Below are 21,659 nucleotides of genomic sequence, written 5' to 3'. Positions count from 1 at the left end.
GGTTAAAACGTTTCCCAGTTCGCTTCAGGCACGCTCGCTGCGGGCTGCGCTTTCGGCACGTAGGATTTCACCGGTGCGGCTTTGACCGCCTGATTCCGGGTAATTTTAAACACCGCCACCGCGTCATTCAGGCGTGCAGCCTGATCTTCCAGCGCGGCCGCCGCGGCCGCAGATTCCTCGACCAGCGAGGCGTTCTGCTGGGTCACGCGATCCATTTCAGCCACCGCCTGACCTACCTGGTCGATACCGCGGCTCTGCTCGTCAGAGGCTGAGGCGATCTCGCCCATAATGTCCGTCACGCGGGTGACCGCATTGACGATCTCCGCCATCGTCGCCCCGGCTTCGTTAACCAGCTGCGAGCCGGCGTTCACGCGCTCGCCGGAATCGTCGATCAGCGCTTTGATCTCTTTCGCCGCCTGAGCACTGCGCTGGGCGAGGGTACGTACTTCCCCTGCGACCACCGCAAAGCCACGGCCCTGTTCACCTGCACGCGCAGCCTCTACCGCCGCGTTCAACGCCAGAATGTTGGTCTGGAAAGCAATACCGTCGATTACGTTGGTAATTTGCGCAATTTTACTGGAACTGGTGGCGATTTCGTCCATCGTGCGCACGACACCTTCCACCACGTTCCCGCCCTTCTTCGCCGTTGAGGAGGCATCCAGTGCCAGACGGGAAGCCTGACGGGCGTTATCGGCATTCTGCTTCACGGTGGCCGTCAGCTGTTCCATGCTGGCTGCCGTTTCTTCCAGGGAAGCCGCCTGTTGCTCAGTACGGGAAGAAAGGTCGTTACTCCCGGCAGAAATTTCACCGGCTCCGGTGTAGATGGTATCGGCACCTTCACGCACCACGCCCACGGTGTTCGCCAGCGAGGTCTGCATCTCCTGCACGTTGCGCGCCAGGATCGCCATTTCGTTCTTACCGTCAGCCTGAATCGGCTGGGTTAAGTCCCCTGCCGCAATGGCGCGAATATGGTTGAGCACCTCTTCCAGAGGCAGCAGCAGCACGCGACGCATGGCGATCCAGCTGGAAATAATCACCACAATGACCAGCAGCATTACCGCAGAGAGGATCCATAGAATGCGTTTGTAGTCGCTTTCATTGTCCTGGATGCCTTTATCGGTAAGCGTTGCCTGAGCTTCGCGCCACTCGCGATAAACCGCCTGCATCGCAGTCTGTTTTTGCTCAGCGTTCTGCTTGAACATGTCTTCCAGATTGCCCTGGCTCAGCAGCACGTTCATTTGCGTCAGCGTTGAGGAGTAAATACGGTATTGCTCCTCCAGTCGCTTCGCCAGATTCTCGTCCAGGCCCGGCGTATTCGGCAGGGCATAGTATTTATCGTAATGGACCTGCGCATCAGCCAGCAGATTTTTCGCCGTGTTGACCAGCTCATTGAGCTGACCACCATTAATCTGCGAAGCCATGCTGCTTTGCAGACGCAGCATCCCACGGTTCAGCGTCACGCGCGCCTGGTTCAGGCTGATCCACGCATCGGTAAACTCCGCCACATTCTTGCTGGAGAGCTGCGACACGGTGAAATTGTCTTTATCGTTGTTCAGCGCGTTGATAAAGATCCCCGCGGAAATCACTTGCATGATGCCGAGCACAAGCAGCACCGAAATAAGAAGAGTAATAACTTTTATACGTTTAAACATACGTTGCCTTTGTTATATGCAGGTTTGTCTGACGTGGATATATCGGCAGGCAAGGCGGGCTGTTTACTGTTTCTCCACCTTTAAAAACTTTCTAAACCACTTTCCTGAGTCCATTCAGGGCGTTAACCCGGATAATTTTTTTGTGACTTACGTCTCACTTTTACCCTTCCCTCTAAAGGGTTATAGTGCCGCCATAAAGATGCATTTAAAATGCATCTTATATTCTTGATGACGAGGTAACTGCTATGGCCTTTCGCGACCAACCCCTCGGCGAGCTGGCGCTCTCCATCCCTCGCGCTTCTGCGCTGTTCCGTAAATACGATATGGATTACTGCTGCGGCGGTAAGCAAACCCTCGCGCGAGCGGCCTCACGTAAGGAGCTGGATGTGGAGGTGATTGAAGCAGAGCTGGCGCAACTGGCCGAACAGCCTGTTGATAAAGACTGGCGTACCGCCCCGCTCGCAGAAATCATCGACCACATCATTGTGCGTTACCACGATCGCCACCGGGAGCAACTGCCGGAGCTGATCCTGCAGGCGACCAAAGTCGAGCGCGTACATGCTGACAAACCTTCCGTACCCCGCGGTCTGGCGAAATATCTGACCATGCTGCACGAAGAGCTTTCCAGCCACATGATGAAAGAAGAACAGATCCTCTTCCCGATGATTAAACAGGGAATGGGCAGCCAGGCAATGGGTCCGATTAGCGTGATGGAAAGCGAGCATGATGATGCGGGCGAACTGCTGGAAGTGATCAAACACACCACCCACAACGTCACACCGCCGCCAGAGGCGTGCACCACCTGGAAAGCGATGTACAACGGCATTAACGAGATGATCGATGACCTGATGGAACACATCAGTCTTGAGAACAACGTGTTGTTCCCGCGGGCATTAGCTGGGGAATAAAAAAAGCCGCTGCGGCCTGATGCCCTCTCCCACAGGGAGAGGGTGCAAAAACTAAAAACGGCAACTGAAGTTGCCGTTTTGCTTTTATCTTACGCCTGCCATACGTTTCTTACCGATAAACACCCAGCCCAGCCCCAGCGCGATAAACCACAGCGGCGTAACAATCAGCGCCTGACGGGTATCATCTTCCAGCGTCAGCAGCACCAGCACGAACACGAAGAACGCCATGCACACCCAGCACATCAGCTTGCCCAGCGGCATCTTGTAGATCGACTTCTCATGCAGGTGTGGACGCTGTTTGCGGTACACCAGGTACGAGCAGAGGATAATGGTCCAGACGAACATAAACAGGATTGCAGAGACCGTGGTGATCATAGTGAACGCGCCAATCACGCTTGGGTTCACGTAGAGCATGACCACGCCGCCCAGCAGGCACATGCAGGAGAAAGTCAGCCCTTTCGCCGGTACCGCACGCTTAGACAGTTTCGCAAAGGCGCTCGGCGCCACGCCCTCCTGCGCCAGACCAAACAGCATACGGCTGGTTGAGAACACGCCGCTGTTCGCGGACGACGCCGCAGAGGTCAGCACGACGAAGTTAATCAGGCTTGCCGCAGCGGGCAGCCCTACCAGCACAAACAGTTCAACGAACGGGCTCTTGCTCGGCACCACGGAGCTCCACGGCGTCACGGACATAATGATGATCAGCGCGAAGACGTAGAACATGATGATACGAACCGGAATCGAGTTAATGGCGCGCGGGAGAGACTTCTCGGGATCTTTAGTTTCGGCCGCCGTGGTTCCCACCAGCTCAATGCCCACAAACGCGAACACCGCAATCTGGAAGCCGGCAAAGAAGCCGCTGATGCCTTTCGGGAACCAGCCGCCGTCATTCCACAGATGGGTAAATGACGCCTGTACGCCGGTTGGCGACTGGAAGTGCGTCAGTACCATCACCAGGCCCACAACAATCAGCCCCACGATAGCGACAATCTTGATCATCGCGAACCAGAACTCCATCTCACCGAACATTTTTACGGTGGCGAGGTTGAGGCTCAGCAGCAAAGCGATAACCGCCAGCGAGGCCACCCAGTCTGACAGTCCCGGGAACCAGAACTGTGCGTAGGCGGTAATCGCCACGACGTCCGCCATACCGGTAACAACCCAGCAGAACCAGTAGGTCCAGCCGGTGAAATAGCCTGCCCATGGACCGAGCAGGTCAGACGCGAAGTCGCTGAAGGATTTGTATTCGAGGTTCGAGAGCAGCAATTCACCCATTGCCCGCATCACGAAGAACAGCATGAAACCAATGATCATATAAACGAAGATGATCGACGGCCCGGCAAGACTGATGGTTTTGCCTGACCCCATAAACAGCCCGGTCCCGATGGCCCCACCTATGGCGATAAGCTGAATATGACGGTTTGTGAGATTGCGCCGTAGCGACTGTTCAGACGTCGCCTCTTCTGCAGCGGCGACTTTGACCTGATCTACCATGTAATTTTTCCTGTTTATGCCTGTCTGTGTTGTTAAGGCTCTTCTGGCCTTTAAATACGTCAAAAGATGACGTTCCCCTTGTAAGGGCTTATCGATATTAGGTAAGAATCGGCGGGATGAATACTATGATTTAGATATTATGTTAATAATATGTTGAAAGTGAGTGTCATATCACTCATACAGCGCGAAACAGCTCACAAAAATACACGCAAAAGTTTCGTTTGCAAGATAAAATATTGATAACGTCGTAACTATAGGTTTTATCACTATTTTCCTCTCCCCGAACGGAGAGAGGAAATAAGAAAAGTCGATTACAGGATTTCCAGCAGCTCGACTTCAAATACCAGGGTGCTGAATGGCGGGATGGATGCGCCAGCACCACGCTCGCCGTAAGCCAGGTTGTGCGGAATAGTCAGTTCCCATTTGGAGCCAACTGGCATCAGGGTCAGCGCTTCAATCCAGCCTGCGATCACGCCGTTGACCGGGAATTCTGCCGGTTCGCCACGCGCCACGGAGCTGTCAAACACGGTGCCGTCGATCAGTTTACCGGTATAATGTACGCGAACGTGGTCGTTACGTGCCGGGATTGCGCCGTCGCCCTGGTTGATCACGCGGAACTGCAGGCCAGACTCGGTGCTGTTCACGCCTTCACGCTCACGGTTCTCTTCCAGATATTTCACGCCTTCGGCCGCCATCTCTTCGAAACGCGCGCGACGCACGGCATCAGCACGTTCATGAATTTCACGCAGTGCGCGGTGTACAACGTCAACCGGAACAGCGGGCTGTTTACCTTCCAGCGCGTCAGCGATACCCGCCACCAGCGCTTCTGGTAACAGACCTTCCAGGCCGGATTCGCTCAGCTGCTGTCCTACCTGCAAGCCGATACCGTAACTTGCCTGCGCTTCGATAGTGTCAAAAGTCGGGGTGGTCATGGGTTTTCCTTCCATCACATTTAAAGTAGCGGGCAGCATAGCAGCCATGCCCTTATGGGTAAAACTTTGTCTGAAGTTAAGGTGACAAACCGCGACGAAACAGAAACAATAGAGACAACCAGGATTAATTCCGAACTGATGTCACGGATGTCGGGTTTGCTACGCCGTTCAGGCAGTTAGCAAACTATACTTCGATGCACAGGATAAAAAAGACGCGGAGCAGGAGGAGAGCCATGCCCGGGCGATTTGAACTGAAACCTACCCTGGCGAAAATCTGGCAGGCGCCGGACAATTTTCGCATTATGGACCCGCTGCCTCCCCTGCATCGCAGAGGGATTATCATTGGTGCGCTGATGGTGATCGTGGGCTTCCTGCTTCCTTCCGGCGGTGATGATGTCGATACCGCCCCTGTCACCCGCAATGCACAGCTGGATATTCAGTCGCAAACGCGGCCGCAGCCTGATGCACAGCCGATGCAAACGCAGCTGGTGACCCCTTCGAACGATCCGGGTCAGGTCGCGCCGGTTGAACCGGAACCCGTCCAGGAAGATCAGGCTCAAACCTCCGCCCCGGTAGAGCAGCAGGCTCAGCAGCCTACGGGCATTGAGCAGCAGTGGCGCTCCTATCGCGTCGAGCCGGGTAAAACCCTGGCGCAGCTTTTCCGCGATCACAACCTGCCGCCGACTGACGTGTATGCCATGGCAAAAGTGGAAGGTGCGGGTAAGCCGCTCAGTAACCTGCAGAATGGTCAGATGGTACAGATTCGCCAGAATGCCAGCGGTGTGGTGACAGGCTTAACGATTGATACAGGAAATGGTCAGCAGGTGCTGTTTACCCGCCAGCCGGACGGCAGTTTTGTCCGGGCGCGTTAAAGACCTGGTTCTTTAAAAAGCAAAACGCCGGCACAAAGCCGGCGTTTCAACGTGAGCAGAGTAAAAAATTACTCAGCTACAACGTTAACAACCAGTTTAGCGAACACTTCGCTGTGAACCTGGAAGTCAACTTCGTGCTCACCAGTGGTACGCAGAACGCCGTTCGGCATGCGAACTTCGCTCTTAGCCACTTTAACGCCTGCTGCAGTCACTGCATCAGCGATATCGCGGGTACCGATGGAACCGAACAGTTTACCTTCGTCGCCAGCTTTAGACGCGATGGTAACGGTGCCCAGTGCGTTGATTGCTTCAGCGCGAGCGTTAGCAGCCGCCAGAACGTCAGCCAGTTTGGCTTCCAGTTCAGCACGACGTGCTTCGAAAAACTCTACGTTTTTCTTAGTAGCTGGAACAGCTTTACCCTGTGGAACCAGGAAGTTACGAGCGTAACCCGCTTTAACGTTTACCTGATCACCCAGGCTGCCCAGGTTTGCTACTTTATCAAGCAGAATAACTTGCATTACCTTATCCTCTTAAAGTCGTATTAATGGACCGTGCCCGATTACTGATGACGATCAGTGTACGGCAGCAGGGACAGGTAGCGAGCGCGTTTGATAGCGCGAGCCAGCTGACGCTGATATTTTGCACGAGTACCGGTGATACGGCTTGGGACAATCTTACCGCTTTCGGTGATGTAGTTTTTCAGCGTTGCGATATCTTTATAGTCGATCTCTTGAACGCCTTCCGCGGTGAAACGGCAGAACTTGCGACGACGGAAATAACGTGCCATATGGCTAGTCTCCAGAATCTATCAAATCAATCTGCTCGGCATGCAGAACCATTTTGCTCAGGCCGTTCTTTGCCTTGTGGCAAGAGATGAACCCCTGAACGATTACTGCGCTACCGACCGTTAAACTGTGAGTAATGGCCTGGTTTTCGTGTCCGCTAATAATAACGGGCATTTGGCACCACGCCTGCCGGTGAAACCCGGCTTCCTCTTGCACAGAACGATGCTCAAGCACGAACTGGCAATGCGGAATTCCTGATGGACTGACCTTTCGAAGGGGAGCCCTGCATACGATGCCGGACAACGCCAGACGGTTGGTCATCAGAAATTACTCTTCAGAATCCCCAGCATCAGAATCATCTGCGGTTTCGTTTGCGAAATCATCGCGACGCTCACGGCGCTCGTCTTTCGCTTTAACCATCGGAGATGCTTCGGTAACTGCGTTTTTGGTACGCATAACCATGCTGCGGATAACGGCATCGTTGAAGCGGAAGGTAGTTTCCAGCTCATCGATCACTTCCTGCGGCGCTTCAACGTTCATCAGAACGTAGTGTGCTTTGTGCAGTTTGTTGATCGGGTAAGCCAGCTGACGGCGGCCCCAGTCTTCCAGACGGTGGATCGTACCTTCTGCACCAGTGATGGCAGCAGAGTAACGCTCGATCATACCCGGAACCTGTTCGCTCTGGTCAGGATGGACCATAAAAACGATTTCGTAATGACGCATCGAATTGCTCCTTACGGATTATTCAGCCTCCTGTCTGGGTCAGCCGAGGCCCGGGGAGGCAAGGAACGTGTTAAAGGTCGGCTGAAAAATTGACGCGTCATAATACTTGCGCGCCCCTGGAAACTCAAGCTGATTGCACAAATAATTCGCACAAAGCGTAAAGCGGGTCTAAGTGGGTGATTTAAAATTGAACACACCAGGAAGCGTTGTTTTTTTGAACAACAGCATCAGAAATGGTCACGCATCCCCGCCGTATGAATGATTACACTTTAATCAGAGAACACCTGAATTAAAGAAGGAGTATCCCCTCTCTCACAGCACGCAGTCGTGGAGCGCATATCATGAAAAAAATCGCATTAGCCATTATGGCTGCGCTTTTGCTCAGTGCAAACGCGATGTCAGCCATCAAAATAGACGGCCGGCAGGCCAGGAACATGGATGATGTGCAAAGCTTAGGCGTAATCTATATCAATCATAATTTCGCCACTGAAAGCGAAGCAGATCAGGCACTAAATGAAGAGACCGATGCCCAGGGCGCAACCTATTACCACGTGATGTTAATCCGTGAGCCCGGCAGCAACGGCAATATGCACGCCAGTGCAGACATTTACCGATAACGCTTTAACGCTAGCACCAGGAAAGCCAACAACGAGAACATAGCCATAGTTTACGTTGCCCCCTGCCCGGGGGCTTTTTTTTTGTAAATGGCTCTGAAATACCACCGGTTACAACTGTTTTTCGGTATTCCAGAGCACTTATTTACTTCTGCCCGTAATAGGCATTCGGGCCGTGCTTGCGCATGAAATGCTTGTTCATCAGGTAATCATCAATCCCCTGAAGCTGTGGATTAATGTCGCGGGCAATCCACGCCATTTTGGCCACCTCTTCCATCACCACAGCATTATGCACCGCGTCGTGAGCATCTTTACCCCAGGAGAACGGACCGTGCTGGTACACCACAATTCCCGGCGTATGCAGCGGTTCTGCCTCACCCAGCGTTTCGATAATCACCTTGCCGGTGTTGAGCTCGTACTCGCCTTCCACCTCGGCCTGCGTTAACGCGCGCGTGCAGGGAATATCCCCGAAGAAGTAATCCGCGTGCGTCGTGCCCAGCGCCGGGATGGCAAGCCCAGCCTGTGCCCAGGCGGTGGCATGGGTTGAGTGGGTATGCACTACCCCGCCGAGGGAGGGATAACGTCTATAAAGCGCCAGATGGGTAGCGGTATCCGAAGAAGGACGCCACTGTCCCTCTACGACGTTTCCTTCAAGGTCCACGACAACCATATCGTCGACCTTCATGGTCTCATACGCCACTCCGCTGGGTTTAATGACGATGAGGCCGCGCTCTCGGTCAATCGCGCTGACGTTACCCCAGGTGAACGTTACCAGGCCATAGCGCGGCAAATCCATATTGGCTTCAAAGACCTGCTGTTTAAGCTTAAGCATGTTCCACCTCCAGCAAACCTGCTCGCGCCATACGCTCGCGCACCCAGTCCCGCGCGTTTGCCACTTCCGCTGCCGGGTCGTCAGACGTCTCGCTCCACATCTCAATCAGGTAAGGCCCGCAATACCCTGTCTGCTTGAGCGTCTCGAAGCATCGTTCGAACTCCACCACCCCGGAGCCGAACGGTACGTTTTTAAACACGCCAGGACGGGTATCTTTGACGTGCACCGCCACGATATGCCCGATGCCCGCCTGCAGCTCCATCTGCACGTCGTTATCCCATGCCGACAGGTTGCCGATATCCGGATAGAGTTGGAACCACGGGTTATTCAGATAGTGCGCGTAGCCCAGTGCCTTGCTGATGGAGTTCATTAACGGGTAGTCCATGATCTCCATCGCCAGCGTCACCTGCGCGCGGCTTGCCATTTCAACGCTCTCTTTCAGACCGTCACGGAAACGACGGCGCGTTTCATCGTTGGCTTCCTGATAGTAAACGTCATAACCCGCCAGCTGGATCACACGGATACCGACATCCTGAGCAAAGCGAATGGCTTTGCGCATGATCTCCAGCCCCTGCGCCCGCACGGCATCATCTTCGCTGCCGAGGGGAAAACGACGGTGAGCGCTCAGGCACATGGACGGCACGCGCACGCCCGTTTCAGCGATGGCGCTCACCAGCGCCAGACGCTGCTCGCGGCTCCAGTCGAGGCGAGAGAGGCGTTCATCCGTCTCATCCACTGACATTTCGACAAAATCGAAACCCAGCTGCTTCGCCAGCTGTAACCGCGCCAGCCAGCACTCCCCCGCAGGGAGTGCCTTTTCATAGATGCCAAGCGGAACCTGTTTTGACAACATACCCGCTCCTTAGCCCCAAAGCTGAGCGATTGAGCGTTTGAACTGACGCGCTGCTTCCACCGGAGACGCCGCGTCACGGATGCTACGACCCGCAATAAAGACGTGAATCGGGATACCCTTGAACAGCGGCAGATCTTCCAGCGCCAGGCCACCGGTCACGGTCACTTTGAAGCCCATTTCGGCCAGACGTTTAATCGCGCTGATGTCCGCCTCGCCCCACGCCACGCCAGCAGCCTGCGCATCACGGCTGCGGTGGTATACCACCTGCTGGATCCCCGCATCGCGCCACGCCTGTGCCTGCTCCCAGGTCCAGAAACCGGTCAGTTCAATCTGCACGTCGCCGTTAAACTCTTTTGCCACGTCCAGCGCGCCTTTGGCGGTATTGATATCCGCGCAGCAGATCACGGTGACCCAGTCGGCGTTGGCTTCAAAACACATGCGGGAGAGGATTTTGCCCGCGTCAGCGATTTTGGCATCAGCCAGTACGATTTTGTGCGGGTAGAGCGCCTTCAGGTCACGAACGGCGCGAACGCCTTCGCCCACGCACAGAATGGTACCCACTTCAATGATGTCTACCTCTTCGGCGATCAGGCGGGTGGTTTCATAAGCATCGGACAGCGTCTGGTTATCCAGCGCAACCTGCAACATTGGTAATGACATGTTCAATTCCTCTTAAACGGCCGCCGCAGTGGCGTTATCAATTAAATCCAGCACTTCCTGCGCGGTACGGCAGGCGCGTAAACGGTCAAAATTGGCTTCATCATCAAACAGATTGACGATCTGCATGATGCCCACCTCCTGGTGGGTATTGGCATCGACGGCCGCCATGGTGATCAGAATATCGACCGGGTCGTTATCTTCATGGTTGAAGACCAGGGGCGTTTTCAGCGTGACCAGCGCAAAGCCGGTTTTCTTCACGCCCTCTTCCGGGCGGCCGTGCGGCATAGCCAGCCCCGGGGCAATCACAAAATAGGGGCCGTGCTGCGCCACGCCATCCAGAATGGCCTGGTAATAACGCGGCTCGACAACGTCCGCCTTAACCAGCAGATCCACGCTCAGCTTCACCGCTTCCTGCCAGGTGCTGGCGTCAGCCTGCAAAAGGATGGAGTCATTCTCTGCCAGCGAATCTCGTAGTTTCATGTCGGGTCCTTACTTCACGTCTTGTGGGAAGTGTTCTTTGATCACTTCCAGCAGTTTTGGTCCGAAATCCGCAGGCGACAGCATGTTGCGCACGCCCACCACATATTTGTTGCCCGACACGCTAATCTCGCCGGCAATGTGAGTTGACGCGATAATGATGTCTGCGCCGTTCAGCTCACTTTTGTATTCACCCACTGCGCAGCTGTTTACCGTGTGGTCGATGTTTGACTGGGTTAAAAACTGGTCCACTTTCATCTTCATGATCATGGAGCTGCCTTGCCCATTGCCACACACAGCCAGGATACGTACGGTCATAATCGAAACTCCTTAGTGAGCAGAAACTTCTGCTGTTTGTTTTTCTGCATCTTCTTCTGCTCGCAGCGAACGGCCAGCGAAGAACATATAAGCCAGTGCAATCAGGATGATGACGGCCATAAAGACCAGCCCGACGGACGCAAAGCCCTGCATCATCGGCGGCGCCAGGATTGACCAGTCCGCCATGCCCATCCAGGCGCTCATACCGGTGAGCTTGACCGCCCACACGCAACCGAAGATTTCCACCATCCCCATCACCAGGCAGATCTTGAGCGCTGCACGCCAGCCGCCGAAGTGGTTAGCAAAAACGCCGATGGTGGCGTTGGAGAAGAACATCGGGATAAAGCCAGGAATAATCAGGATTGAGGAGCCGCAGGCCACCAGGATACCCACCGCAATCAGCTGGCCGATGGTGCCCCACATAAAGCCCCAGACGACGGCGTTTGGCGCGAAGCTATAGATGGCCGCACAGTCAATTGCCAGAACGGCTCCCGGGATCAGGCGCTGAGAGATGCCGTTGAAGGCTTCAGAGAGCTCGGCGACGAACATACGCACGCCCTGGGTGATGATGAAAATGGCCACCGCGAAGGAGAAACCGGTCTGCAGGATATAAATCGTCCAGTGCGTTTTGCCCGCCATCGCCTGCACAACGTCAATGCCAAAGGAGAGCAGAATGGCGCCGAAGAAAAGGGTCATCACAATCGCCGTCGAGACGATGTTGTCATGGAAGATATTCAGCCAACCGGGCATCTTGAGGTCTTCAACGCTCTCCTCTTTTTTCCCCAGGTATGGCGCAACTTTATAGGCAACCCAGGCCGCAAACTGCTGCTGATGGCCGATGGAGAAGCCACAGCCGTCGGTCACTTCCTGGGTCGGCTTGTACATCATGTTGGAAGTGATGCCCCAATAGAGCGAGACCAGCACCGCGGTGCAGATAATCGTGGTCCACATTGGGTAACCGAAGATATAGAGAGAAACCGCGATCAGACCCGCCTGCTGGAACATGATGTGACCGGTAAGCATGATGGTGCGAATACCGGTAATGCGACGCAGCAACACGTAGATAATGTTCAGCGCCAGCGCGAGCAGAACCGCGTAACCCACCCAGCTGTAGGCGTCACCCATGCGGTCAATCGTGGCCATCATTGAGGCATAAGTATCGGAAATTGCACCGTTTATACCGTAGACCTCCGCCATTTTGGCGACGACTGGCTTAAACGTGCTGGTCAGGATGCCTGACCCCGCCTGCAACAGCATAAAACCGATAATGGTCTTAATCGTGCCTTTGATGATCACGCTGACGCTTTTACGCAGCAGGATGTAACCCAGGCACGTCACGATACCCAGCAGCAGCGGGGCGTTGGTCATTACCTGATTGAAGAAAACGGTAAAGACGTTGTAGAGGATCTCCATAACTCTCTCCAGAAATGAGAACACGAGGGGCAATCCCTGTGTGGTTGGTGTCATCACTCTAGTAATCACAAATAATCATCACAAGATTGAATTTGATTATTTGTGACGCATCACGCAAATTATTTCCATGGTGTTAGTAATGATTTTCACTACCGCACAAACAAAATGAATTATTCTTTATAATTCATGCAATTAATCATTAACAGCGGATAGTCTAACAAGGATAAAGCGAAGTATCTGTGATATCGCACAGTTAAAATTACGCACTTTTGTCATTGCAAAGCACGTCAAATGGTGCCAGAGTTAATCACAACAAATCACCATATGATTACTTTTGATTAAAACCAGGAGTCAAAACGATGAGTAAAGTGAACACCATCACCCGTGAATCATGGATTCTGAGCACCTTCCCGGAGTGGGGTAGCTGGCTGAACGAAGAGATCGAACAGGAACAGGTTGCTCCTGGTACTTTTGCCATGTGGTGGCTGGGCTGCACCGGTATCTGGCTGAAATCCGAGGGTGGCGCCAATATTTGCGTCGATTTCTGGTGCGGCACAGGCAAACAGAGTCACGGCAATCCGTTGATGAAAAAAGGCCACCAGATGCAGCGCATGGCCGGCGTGGAAAAACTGCAACCGAACCTGCGTACCACGCCGTTTGTGCTCGATCCTTTTGCCATTCGCCAAATCGATGCCGTGCTCTCCACCCACGATCACAACGATCATATTGACGTGAACGTGGCGGCGGCAGTAATGCAAAACTGCGCGGACGACGTGCCGTTTATCGGGCCGCAGACCTGCGTGGATCTCTGGATTGGCTGGGGCGTGCCAAAAGAGCGCTGCATCGTGATGAAACCGGGCGACGTGGTGAAAATCAAAGACATTGAAATTCACGCCCTGGATGCCTTTGACCGTACCGCACTGATTACGCTGCCGGCTGACCAGAAAGCCGCAGGCGTTCTGCCGGACGGCATGGACGAGCGCGCCGTCAACTACCTGTTCAAAACGCCTGGCGGTTCCCTGTACCACAGCGGCGACTCACACTACTCCAACTACTACGCGAAGCACGGTAATGAGCATCAGATTGACGTGGCGCTGGGCTCCTACGGCGAGAATCCACGTGGCATTACCGACAAGATGACCAGCGCCGATATGCTGCGTATGGCGGAGGCGCTGAACACCAAGGTCGTGATTCCGTTCCACCACGACATCTGGTCAAACTTCCAGGCCGATCCGCAGGAAATTCGCGTGCTGTGGGAGATGAAAAAAGACCGCCTGAAGTACGGCTTCAAGCCATTTATCTGGCAGGTAGGCGGCAAGTTCACCTGGCCGCTGGATAAAGACAATCTTGAGTACCACTACCCACGCGGTTTCGATGATTGCTTTACTATTGAGCCAGACCTGCCGTTTAAGTCCTTCCTCTGATTATCCGGCCACATCGCCAGACCCTGAGTCTGGCGATTTCATATTTATTTTAGTAATTTCACGCTATTTCAAATATCATCTTTTCAAATCAATTCTTATCGGAATAGCTCATGACGGAAGCGCAACGGCATCAAATTTTACTGGAACTCCTGGCGCAAACAGGGTTTATCACCGTCGAGAAAGTGATCGAACGTTTAGGCATCTCCCCCGCCACCGCGCGGCGGGACATTAACAAGCTGGATGAGAGCGGCAAACTGAAAAAAGTCCGCAACGGCGCAGAAGCCATCAGCCAGCAGCGTCCACGCTGGTCGCCGATGAATATCCATCAGGCGCAGAATCACGATGAAAAGGTGCGGATCGCCAGAGCCGCCTCACAGCTGGTGAACCCGGGTGAGAGCGTCGTCATCAACTGCGGGTCTACGGCATTTTTGCTGGGCCGCGAGATGTGCGGCAAGCCGGTGCAGATCATCACCAACTACCTACCGCTCGCCAACTATCTTATCGACCAGGAGCATGACAGCGTGGTGATCATGGGCGGCCAGTACAATAAGAGCCAGTCCATCACCCTTAGCCCCCAGGACAGTGAAAACAGTCTTTACGCCGGGCACTGGATGTTTACCAGCGGCAAAGGCCTGACTGCAGACGGTTTATATAAAACCGATATGCTGACTGCGATGGCCGAACAAAACATGCTGAACGTTGTGGGCAAACTCGTCGTGCTGGTCGACAGCAGTAAAGTCGGTGAACGCGCAGGCATGCTGTTTAGCCGCGCAGAACAGATCGACATGGTGATCACCGGCAAAGGGGCTAACCCCGAGATCCTCCAGAAACTGGAAGATCAGGGCGTTAAAATCCTGCGGGTTTAAAGGTGCTGGCGGAAAAACGCCACCGTGGCCTCCAGCGCCGCTGGCGTAATGCGGTGGCGGACGCCCGATTCCCACAAACAGGTCAGATTGCCGTCCAGTCCTTCACGCTTTAGCGCCTGCTGCAGGCGAAATGTGCCGTCAGGCGGTACCACGTCATCTGCGTCACCGTGCCACAGCAGAAGCGGACGATCGGCCACGCGCGGCAGTGCGCGAGTCACTTCCCAGTCAGCCAGCCTCGCCGTCATTTCCGTCAAATCTTGCGGGGGAAAAAGCGTCTTCGCCAGTGACGTAAAGTAGCCGGAGCCCATCAGACAGGCGACGGATCTCACTTCAGGATGATGCGTCATAATCCCCAGCGCCGTCATGCCGCCCATCGAGGCCCCGGCAACCGCCAGCCGGTTATCGGCCACCAGCCCTGCGTCATAAAGCGCATCGCGCATCCCGGAAAACTCGGTCAGACTGCCGTGCAGAATGGGCCAAAACTGACCAAGCCGCGCCTGTTCATCCCCCGTAAAGCGCGCACCGTGATCGGGGGCATCCGGCATGACGACACGAAAACCGGCCTGCGCCAGCGCCACCGCAAAATAACTGTAAACCAGCTTTGACGAGGTAAATCCATGATAAAAAACCACAACTGGCAGCGGTTTATCACGTTTCCCCGTCGGCATGGCGTGTAAAATTTCATGGTCGCCGAGACGGCGTATTTCAATTTCAATCATTGTCGACCCTGTACGAATGAATGATTCATAATGTTGAGAACTGGGTTACGGTTTCAGGCTATTTTCATTCGAAAATTACGCCCCAGATAACACTTCGGGAACATTCCCCCAAAACGAAATTCGCAGACAACTACACTATGGCTATCAGGAAAAGAGATATGGTTATGCACAGGTTTGCAGCTTTATTGCTGGTGCTTCTTCTCAGTGGCTGTAGCGCACTGCAGGGAACGCCGCAACCCGCTCCCCCGGTTGCCGATCACCCGCAGGAGATTCGTCGTAATCAGACAGAAGGATTACAACGAATGGGCACCGTCTCCGCGCTGGTTCGCGGTTCTCCGGATGACGCAGAAGAGGCAATAAAGGCACAAGCCGTCGCCGCCAAAGCAGATTATTACGTCATTATCATGGTCGATGAAACCATCATTACGGGGCAGTGGTATTCACAGGCCATTTTATACCGTCAGTAATGGTTTTCCTTTGAACGACATTTACACTGCTTTGCGTCCATAGACATTTTCCTGTCCACAATAAACTCCATGCCCGCGTCAATGGAAAGGAGTTTATTCGCGAAGGATTGCCCGGCGGATACCGGAGATATGTGAAATGGAGCTGACGATGAAACGAACTCTTGCTTTGACCTCTCTGTTGCTCTCAGCAGGCCTGGTGAGCACCACCGCGCAGTCAGCAGAATTTGCCAGCGCGGATTGCGTAACAGGTCTGAATGAAATAGGCCACATCTCCGTCAATAACATTTCGGGGAGCCCGCAAGATGTTGAACGTATCGTGGCATTAAAAGCCGATGAACAGGGTGCCTCATGGTATCGCATCATCCAGATGCAGGAAGATAACCATGTCGACCACTGGCGGGTACAGGCCATTCTCTACGTCTAAGCACCTTCCTGATAAAAGCCACTTATTTTTAGTGGCTTTTCGTTTTTGCAAATTTTTTATCTTTTACAAAACCATATAAAAACAACTCAATAACATTTTGTTACACTAATTCAGTAAACGTAATCCCCGCTCTGCCGTTGAAGAACCATACCTTTTCAATGATGAGCAATTTATGATCAATTTTTTCCGCCGTGCGGGCCTCGGGACAAAGCTATCGCTGCTGACGGGCGTCAGTGTTGCCGTGCTGTTTCTGCTTTTCACTTTCCTGCTCAGCCAAAAAGCCAGCCAGCAGCTTGAAGCCCTCGCGGTAGAAGACCTGCATAACCAGTCCACCGGTATGGTCGATATGGTGCAAATGTTCAACACCAGCCTGAGTGAAGAAGTCGAAAGCTATACCAGACTGTTTACGACATTTTTGCCCCAGCCATTTAGCGTCGATACGCTTCAGACCCGGACAATTAACGGGCTCAATGTTCCTCTGCTGAAAGGCGGGGAAACGGAACTCCATGAAAATACCACTTTTTCTGACGACTTCCTGAACCGAACGGGGGCCATCTCCACGCTATTTGTTCGCAGCGGTAACGACTTTATTCGCGTCGCCACCTCCCTGCGTAAAGAGAATGGCGAGCGCGCAATGGGGACCGTTCTGGATACCTCCAGCCCGGCCTTTGCCGCCGCCAATAAAGGTGATGTCTACCGTGGCCTGGCGCTGCTGTTTGGCAAACGCTATATCACCCAGTACCAGCCGGTGAAAAACGCCGAAGGTCATGTCATTGCGATCGTCTTTGTCGGGGTGGACATTAGCCACTCCTGGAACGTCATGCGCGAGAAAATCCTCAACCGCCGCCTGGGCGAGAGCGGTCACTTCTTCGTGCTGGATCGCAGCAACGGCAAAACACGCGGGCAATACCTGTTCCACACCACGGAAGAGGGACAACTGCCGAAGTGGGACAGCGCGACACAACAGCAGCTTCTGGATGATAAACCCGGCACCCTGGAGCGCGTAAGTGACGACGGACGGACGCTGAAAATGGCCTATACCCCGCTACCCGGCTGGAACTGGACTATCGTGGGCGAAGTGGATAAGTCAGTGCTGCTTTCAAGCGTCACCGCCATGCGCGATCGCTTCCTGCTGGCCGGTGTGGTATTGTCAGTCCTCTTTGCAGGCCTGTTCGTGGTCCTTATTCGCCGTATGCTGACGCAACCGCTGCGCAACGTGATTCAGCTTGCACGGCAGTATGCCGATGGCGATCTTCGCTCCAGCCTACCCGTGACGCGCCGGGACGAGGTCGGACAGCTGATTGACGCCATTAACGGCATTGGCGGCGGGCTGCAAAAAATTGTTCTGCAGGTTCGCGAGGCAGCAGGTGAGATCCAGACGGGGACTAACGCGCTGGCCTCCGATACCGGCGAGATCTCAGAGCAGATCAACAAGCAGGCCAGCAGCGTGGAGGAGACCTCAGCCAGCATGGAGCAACTGGCCGCGACCGTACAGCAAAATGCCGCCAACATGGAGCAAACGCAGCAGCTGGTGGGAGAAACCTCACGCGCGGTTCACGAGGGGGGTGAAACGGTAACCCATGCGGTTGCCACGATGGATGACATTCGCGAAGCGTCAAAACGTATCGAAGATATTACCCGCGTGATTGAGTCCATCGCGTTTCAGACCAATATTCTGGCGCTGAATGCGGCGGTAGAAGCGGCACGTGCAGGCGAGCACGGAAAAGGTTTTGCGGTGGTTGCCCAGGAAGTTCGCGCGCTGGCGGGCCGGAGCGCCAACGCGGTGAAAGAGATAGAACAGCTGATTGGCGATACGCTGAGAAAAGTGAGCGAAGGTCACGCGCTGTCTGAACAGACGCGTCTGGCTATGGATTCCATCATCGTTCATATCGATAACATCAGCCAGCTGGTCACCGAAATTAACCACGCATCGCGCGAGCAATCCGCGGGGATTGGCCAGGTGAATCTCGCCATGACCCACATTGGTGAAGCGTCACACATCAACGCCGATCGCGTCTCGCGCAGCGAACAAACCGCACACACGCTGCGCGAGAAAGGTTTACATCTTACCCAACTGGTCAGTCTGTTCCAGCTTAAACGCTAGCCAACCCTGCCCGTGGCGCGCAGCAGCAAATCGCTTTGCACCTGCTCGCTCATCAGCGTACCGCCACGGGTATCCAGCATCATGCGGCACCACGCCTGCGCCACGGGCGGCGATGCGTGCCGCAGCATCTGGCTCCCGGCCCCCAGCAAGAAAAGCTGCTGCGCGATCTCCCGCCCCTGCGCCTCCTGTGGTTTACGCAGCTTTTGCTGAAGCTGGCGCCAGCTGCGGTCAAAGTGTCTGTCCTGCCCTTTGACCTGCGCAAACTCATCGGCCAGCAGGTCGTGGATCCCCGGCTGCTTCGTCAGCACGCGCAGCACGTCCAGGCACATGATATTGCCTGAGCCTTCCCAGATACTGTTCACCGGCATTTCGCGATACAGGCGGGGAAGCTCACTCTCCTCGCAGTACCCTACGCCGCCCAACACCTCCATTGCCTCTGCCACGAACGGGATACCCGCTTTGCAGACGCTAAATTTCGCGGCCGGCGTAAACAGCCGTGCCCAGGCCGCCTCTTGCGGATCCACACGTTTATCCCACGCGCGGGCGAGACGGAACAGCAGTGCCGTTTGCCCCTCCAGCATCAGCGCCATGCGGCTTAAGACCTCACGCATTAACGGCTGATCGATGAGATTTTTACCGAAGGTTTGCCGCTGATGAGCGTGGTACAACGCCACAGACAGTGCCCGGCGCATTAAACCATGGCTGCCCAGCGCGCAGTCGAAGCGCGTCAGACCGCCCATTTTGAGGATCTGCCGTACCCCTTCCCCTTCTTCCCCCAGCAGCCAGCCGGAGGCATCAAGAAACTCCGCCTCGCTGCTCGCGTTGGAGCGGTTCCCGAGCTTGTCCTTCAGGCGCTCCAGCCGTACGGCGTTACGTTGTCCGTCAGGTAAAAAGCGCGGGACAAAAAAGCAGGATAAGCCACCTTTTGCCTGAGCCAGCACCAGATGCGCATCACTCTGCGGGACGGAGAAAAACCATTTATGGCCTACCAGACGGTAGCTACCGTCGCTGCATTTTTCCGCTTTGGTGGTGTTGCTCAGGACATCGGATCCCCCCTGCTTTTCCGTCATCCCCATGCCGATCAGCAACCCGCGTTTTTGCCCACCCGGCACGAGATGGGGATCGTAGCGATCGCTCATCAGCGGCGTTAACCATGCATGAAACGGTTTAGGTAGCGACTGTTGCAACAGCGGCGTGGCGGCGAAGGTCATGGTGACGGGGCAAAGCGTGCCGGCTTCAACCTGCGCATGCAAAACAAACCGGGCCGCTCTGGCCACAAAGGAACCTCTTCGCGCCTCCTCTTCCCACGCCAGGTTATGTACCCGGTTGGCACAGAGCCCCTGCATCAGCAGGTGCCAGGCGGGATGAAAGCGAATATCGTCCAGCCGCTCTCCGGTGGCGTCGTAGCGTAACAGCTCCGGTGGGTTGACGTTGGCCAGCCTGCCCAGCTCCAGCGACTCTGCGGTCCCTAACTGCTGCCCGATACTGGCGAGCAGCTCGCTATCCCACTCGGCCCCCTCGCGGGAAACCGCGTCACGCAGGGCGCAGTCGGAGAGGAAAAGGTTGCTGTTTGAAAGCGGTGCCGGTTGATTGAAAACGGTATGGGTCTGCCAGTGCATGCTGTCTCCCTCCTTCAGTGGCAATGAGGATAAGTATGGACAGGCCGCGTGCACGCTGCATGGGAGGGGGGTCACAAGCTGGCGATCCCGCTGATATCATTCGTGAAATAGCTCACAGAACATAAGAATAAACTATTTCATCACTTCGCTTTTGTTGAATAATTTATTCTTACCCCTTTCAGTGAGGATCGTTATGCAACCGGATGCGCACAAGCGAGCATTAATTGCAGGCTCCATTGGTAACTTCATCGAGTGGTATGAGTTTGCGGTCTACGGTTTTATGGCGACCGTGATTGCCAGGAACTTCTTCCAGCTCGAGGGAGAAGCGGGACTGACCAGCCTGATCCTCACCTGGGCCTCGTTTGCTATCGCGTTCTTCTTCCGTCCCCTGGGTGCGGTGGTATTTGGCCGCATCGGCGACAGGATTGGCCGGAAACCGACGCTGATCATTGTGCTGGTACTGATGACGCTCGCCACCACAGCCATTGGTCTTGTGCCCGTCTACGCCAGCATAGGCATTGCCGCACCGCTGATCGTTACGCTGCTGCGCATTTTGCAGGGATTGTTCGCAGGCGGAGAGTACGGTGGTGCAGTTTCGTTGATGACAGAGTTCGCTCCACGCGGCAAGCGCGGTCTGTATGGCGCGTGGCAGTCCTTTACCGTGGCGCTCGGGCTGCTAGCGGGCGCGGGGATTGTGGCACTGCTCTCCGCCCTTCTCACGCCTGAGGCATTACATGACTGGGGCTGGCGTATTCCATTCTTCCTTGCGCTGCCGATGGGGGCTGTCGCGCTATGGCTGCGTGTGAGTATGGAAGAGACGCCGAGCTATGTGCAGCAGAAGGAAAAACCGGTTGTGGCTCAGGCCAGCACCTCCGCCACGCTCAAAACGATTCTGATGGGCATTTGCCGGGTTATGGTCTGGTCGGCGGCAGGGTATACCTACCTGGTGATTATGCCGACCTATCTCCAGTCGGCGCTACACACAGGGTTTAATCAGGCACTGCTGATAGCGGTGATTTCGAATATCGGCTTTGCGCTGACCATCATCCCCTCGGGTATCCTGAGCGACAAGATTGGCCGCCGCACGGTGATGATGATTGCTACCGCCCTGCTGCTGCTGCTCGCCCTGCCGCTGCTGAAAATGTTGCAGGCTGAGTCCGCCACGCTGGCCGTTAAAGCGATGGTGGTGCTAATTGCGGGCGGTCTGGTGGGGATGCTGGCAGGACCGGGGCCGGCTATGCTGTCTGAAATGTTCCCGACGCGCGTGCGTTATACCGGCCTGGGGCTGGCGTATTCCCTGTCAAACGCGATCTTCTCGGGCTGTGCGGGACTGATTATTACCGGATTAATTAAAGAGACGGGCAACCTGAATATTCCGGCATATTACGTGATGGCAACGGCGGTGGTGAGTATTTTCGCGCTGATGACGCTGCGAAAGGATGACCATTTGCGGTCATTAGAGGAGTGAGGTTGTTTTGCCGGGTGGCGGCTTCACCTTACCCG

The 21,659-nt window shown here is 54.9% G+C and carries 24 protein-coding genes; 9 read left to right on the top strand and 15 right to left on the bottom strand.

The window, feature by feature from the left end; genetic code table 11:
- Nucleotides 1–2: 2 nt before the first annotated feature.
- Nucleotides 3–1,652: a methyl-accepting chemotaxis protein gene (locus tag G0034_RS02075; protein ID WP_045281967.1), complete on the bottom strand. Its 1,650-nt coding sequence runs from the start codon at nt 1,650–1,652 to the stop codon at nt 3–5.
- 245 nt (nt 1,653–1,897) lie between these two features.
- On the opposite strand from G0034_RS02075, the gene ytfE reads away from it, so the two are divergent.
- Entirely contained in the window at nt 1,898–2,560 is a 663-nt protein-coding gene (ytfE, locus tag G0034_RS02070) for an iron-sulfur cluster repair protein YtfE (RefSeq protein ID WP_045134413.1), read from the top strand.
- A gap of 84 nt (nt 2,561–2,644) precedes the next feature.
- On the opposite strand, the gene cycA is transcribed toward ytfE, so the two are convergent.
- Entirely contained in the window at nt 2,645–4,054 is a 1,410-nt protein-coding gene (gene cycA / locus G0034_RS02065) for a D-serine/D-alanine/glycine transporter (protein ID WP_014882247.1), read from the bottom strand.
- Nucleotides 4,055–4,365: 311 nt separating this feature from the next.
- Complete coding sequence (bamJ, locus tag G0034_RS02060) at nt 4,366–4,986, bottom strand: BamJ family beta-barrel-assembly machinery protein (protein WP_286079227.1); 621 nt, start codon at nt 4,984–4,986, stop codon at nt 4,366–4,368.
- A 233-nt stretch (nt 4,987–5,219) separates the two neighbouring features.
- Here bamJ and G0034_RS02055 point away from each other — a divergent pair, with 233 nt between their 5' ends.
- Nucleotides 5,220–5,858, top strand: a complete 639-nt coding sequence (locus G0034_RS02055; protein ID WP_032637673.1) for an OapA family protein — start codon at nt 5,220–5,222, stop codon at nt 5,856–5,858.
- A gap of 68 nt (nt 5,859–5,926) precedes the next feature.
- Here G0034_RS02055 and rplI read toward each other — a convergent pair whose 3' ends face one another.
- From rplI to rpsF, 4 genes are read right to left on the bottom strand one after another with little or no spacing between them, the layout of a single operon-like run.
- Nucleotides 5,927–6,376, bottom strand: coding sequence for a 50S ribosomal protein L9 (rplI, locus tag G0034_RS02050; RefSeq protein WP_006810372.1), 450 nt, complete (start codon nt 6,374–6,376; stop codon nt 5,927–5,929).
- A 41-nt stretch (nt 6,377–6,417) separates the two neighbouring features.
- Nucleotides 6,418–6,645 (bottom strand): 30S ribosomal protein S18, encoded by a 228-nt coding sequence (gene rpsR / locus G0034_RS02045; RefSeq protein ID WP_000135199.1) that lies wholly within the window; start codon nt 6,643–6,645, stop codon nt 6,418–6,420.
- A 4-nt stretch (nt 6,646–6,649) separates the two neighbouring features.
- A complete protein-coding gene (gene priB / locus G0034_RS02040; protein ID WP_008502895.1) occupies nt 6,650–6,964 on the bottom strand; it encodes a primosomal replication protein N in 315 nt (104 codons plus the stop codon).
- Nucleotides 6,965–6,970: 6 nt separating this feature from the next.
- On the bottom strand, nt 6,971–7,366 hold the full coding sequence (gene rpsF, locus G0034_RS02035; protein WP_014068637.1) for a 30S ribosomal protein S6: 396 nt from the start codon (nt 7,364–7,366) through the stop codon (nt 6,971–6,973).
- A 341-nt stretch (nt 7,367–7,707) separates the two neighbouring features.
- Here rpsF and yjfY point away from each other — a divergent pair, with 341 nt between their 5' ends.
- Nucleotides 7,708–7,983, top strand: coding sequence for a DUF1471 family protein YjfY (gene yjfY, locus G0034_RS02030; protein WP_023331862.1), 276 nt, complete (start codon nt 7,708–7,710; stop codon nt 7,981–7,983).
- Nucleotides 7,984–8,125: 142 nt separating this feature from the next.
- Here the strand turns inward: yjfY and G0034_RS02025 are convergent, their stop codons facing one another.
- Genes G0034_RS02025 through ulaA form a run of 6 tightly spaced genes read right to left on the bottom strand, consistent with a single transcriptional unit; the run spans nt 8,126 to nt 12,533 of the window.
- On the bottom strand, nt 8,126–8,812 hold the full coding sequence (locus G0034_RS02025) for an L-ribulose-5-phosphate 4-epimerase (RefSeq protein WP_023331861.1): 687 nt from the start codon (nt 8,810–8,812) through the stop codon (nt 8,126–8,128).
- Nucleotides 8,805–9,665, bottom strand: a complete 861-nt coding sequence (locus G0034_RS02020; RefSeq protein ID WP_023331860.1) for an L-ribulose-5-phosphate 3-epimerase — start codon at nt 9,663–9,665, stop codon at nt 8,805–8,807. Before G0034_RS02020 ends, G0034_RS02025 begins: the two co-directional genes overlap by 8 nt.
- Before the next feature lie 9 nt (nt 9,666–9,674).
- A complete protein-coding gene (ulaD, locus tag G0034_RS02015) occupies nt 9,675–10,325 on the bottom strand; it encodes a 3-keto-L-gulonate-6-phosphate decarboxylase UlaD (protein ID WP_014882242.1) in 651 nt (216 codons plus the stop codon).
- Nucleotides 10,326–10,337: 12 nt separating this feature from the next.
- Entirely contained in the window at nt 10,338–10,805 is a 468-nt protein-coding gene (ulaC, locus tag G0034_RS02010; RefSeq protein ID WP_014882241.1) for a PTS ascorbate transporter subunit IIA, read from the bottom strand.
- A gap of 9 nt (nt 10,806–10,814) precedes the next feature.
- A complete protein-coding gene (gene ulaB / locus G0034_RS02005; RefSeq protein WP_003856022.1) occupies nt 10,815–11,120 on the bottom strand; it encodes a PTS ascorbate transporter subunit IIB in 306 nt (101 codons plus the stop codon).
- Between the two features lie 12 nt (nt 11,121–11,132).
- Nucleotides 11,133–12,533 carry a PTS ascorbate transporter subunit IIC gene (gene ulaA, locus G0034_RS02000; protein WP_014882240.1) on the bottom strand — a complete coding sequence of 467 codons (1,401 nt, stop codon included), beginning with the start codon at nt 12,531–12,533 and terminating at the stop codon, nt 11,133–11,135.
- Nucleotides 12,534–12,892: 359 nt separating this feature from the next.
- Between ulaA and ulaG the strand changes: the two genes are divergently transcribed.
- On the top strand, nt 12,893–13,957 hold the full coding sequence (gene ulaG, locus G0034_RS01995) for an L-ascorbate 6-phosphate lactonase (protein WP_010427455.1): 1,065 nt from the start codon (nt 12,893–12,895) through the stop codon (nt 13,955–13,957).
- Between the two features lie 110 nt (nt 13,958–14,067).
- Nucleotides 14,068–14,823, top strand: a complete 756-nt coding sequence (ulaR, locus tag G0034_RS01990; protein WP_014882239.1) for an HTH-type transcriptional regulator UlaR — start codon at nt 14,068–14,070, stop codon at nt 14,821–14,823.
- Here ulaR and yjfP read toward each other — a convergent pair.
- Entirely contained in the window at nt 14,820–15,542 is a 723-nt protein-coding gene (gene yjfP, locus G0034_RS01985; RefSeq protein WP_014882238.1) for an esterase, read from the bottom strand. The two genes, ulaR and yjfP, sit on opposite strands and share 4 nt — an antisense overlap.
- 137 nt (nt 15,543–15,679) lie before the next feature.
- Here yjfP and bsmA point away from each other — a divergent pair, with 137 nt between their 5' ends.
- From bsmA to G0034_RS01970, 3 genes are all read left to right on the top strand, one after another.
- Complete coding sequence (bsmA, locus tag G0034_RS01980; RefSeq protein WP_014882237.1) at nt 15,680–16,009, top strand: biofilm peroxide resistance protein BsmA; 330 nt, start codon at nt 15,680–15,682, stop codon at nt 16,007–16,009.
- A gap of 136 nt (nt 16,010–16,145) precedes the next feature.
- A complete protein-coding gene (gene yjfN / locus G0034_RS01975) occupies nt 16,146–16,433 on the top strand; it encodes a DUF1471 family protease activator YjfN (RefSeq protein ID WP_023331857.1) in 288 nt (95 codons plus the stop codon).
- A gap of 172 nt (nt 16,434–16,605) precedes the next feature.
- The gene (locus tag G0034_RS01970; protein WP_045281965.1) at nt 16,606–18,537 is read left to right on the top strand and encodes a methyl-accepting chemotaxis protein; all 1,932 of its coding nucleotides are present in this window, start codon (nt 16,606–16,608) and stop codon (nt 18,535–18,537) included.
- Here the strand turns inward: G0034_RS01970 and G0034_RS01965 are convergent.
- The gene (locus tag G0034_RS01965) at nt 18,534–20,156 is read right to left on the bottom strand and encodes an isovaleryl-CoA dehydrogenase (RefSeq protein WP_045134422.1); all 1,623 of its coding nucleotides are present in this window, start codon (nt 20,154–20,156) and stop codon (nt 18,534–18,536) included. The two genes, G0034_RS01970 and G0034_RS01965, sit on opposite strands and share 4 nt — an antisense overlap.
- A 193-nt stretch (nt 20,157–20,349) precedes the next feature.
- Between G0034_RS01965 and G0034_RS01960 the strand changes: the two genes are divergently transcribed.
- The gene (locus G0034_RS01960) at nt 20,350–21,624 is read left to right on the top strand and encodes an MFS transporter (RefSeq protein ID WP_179120448.1); all 1,275 of its coding nucleotides are present in this window, start codon (nt 20,350–20,352) and stop codon (nt 21,622–21,624) included.
- The last annotated feature ends 35 nt before the right edge of the window (nt 21,625–21,659 follow it).

This window comes from Enterobacter sp. T2, from assembly GCF_010692925.1.
Classification (GTDB): domain Bacteria; phylum Pseudomonadota; class Gammaproteobacteria; order Enterobacterales; family Enterobacteriaceae; genus Enterobacter; species Enterobacter kobei.
This window is presented reverse-complemented; position numbering and strand designations above follow the sequence as displayed.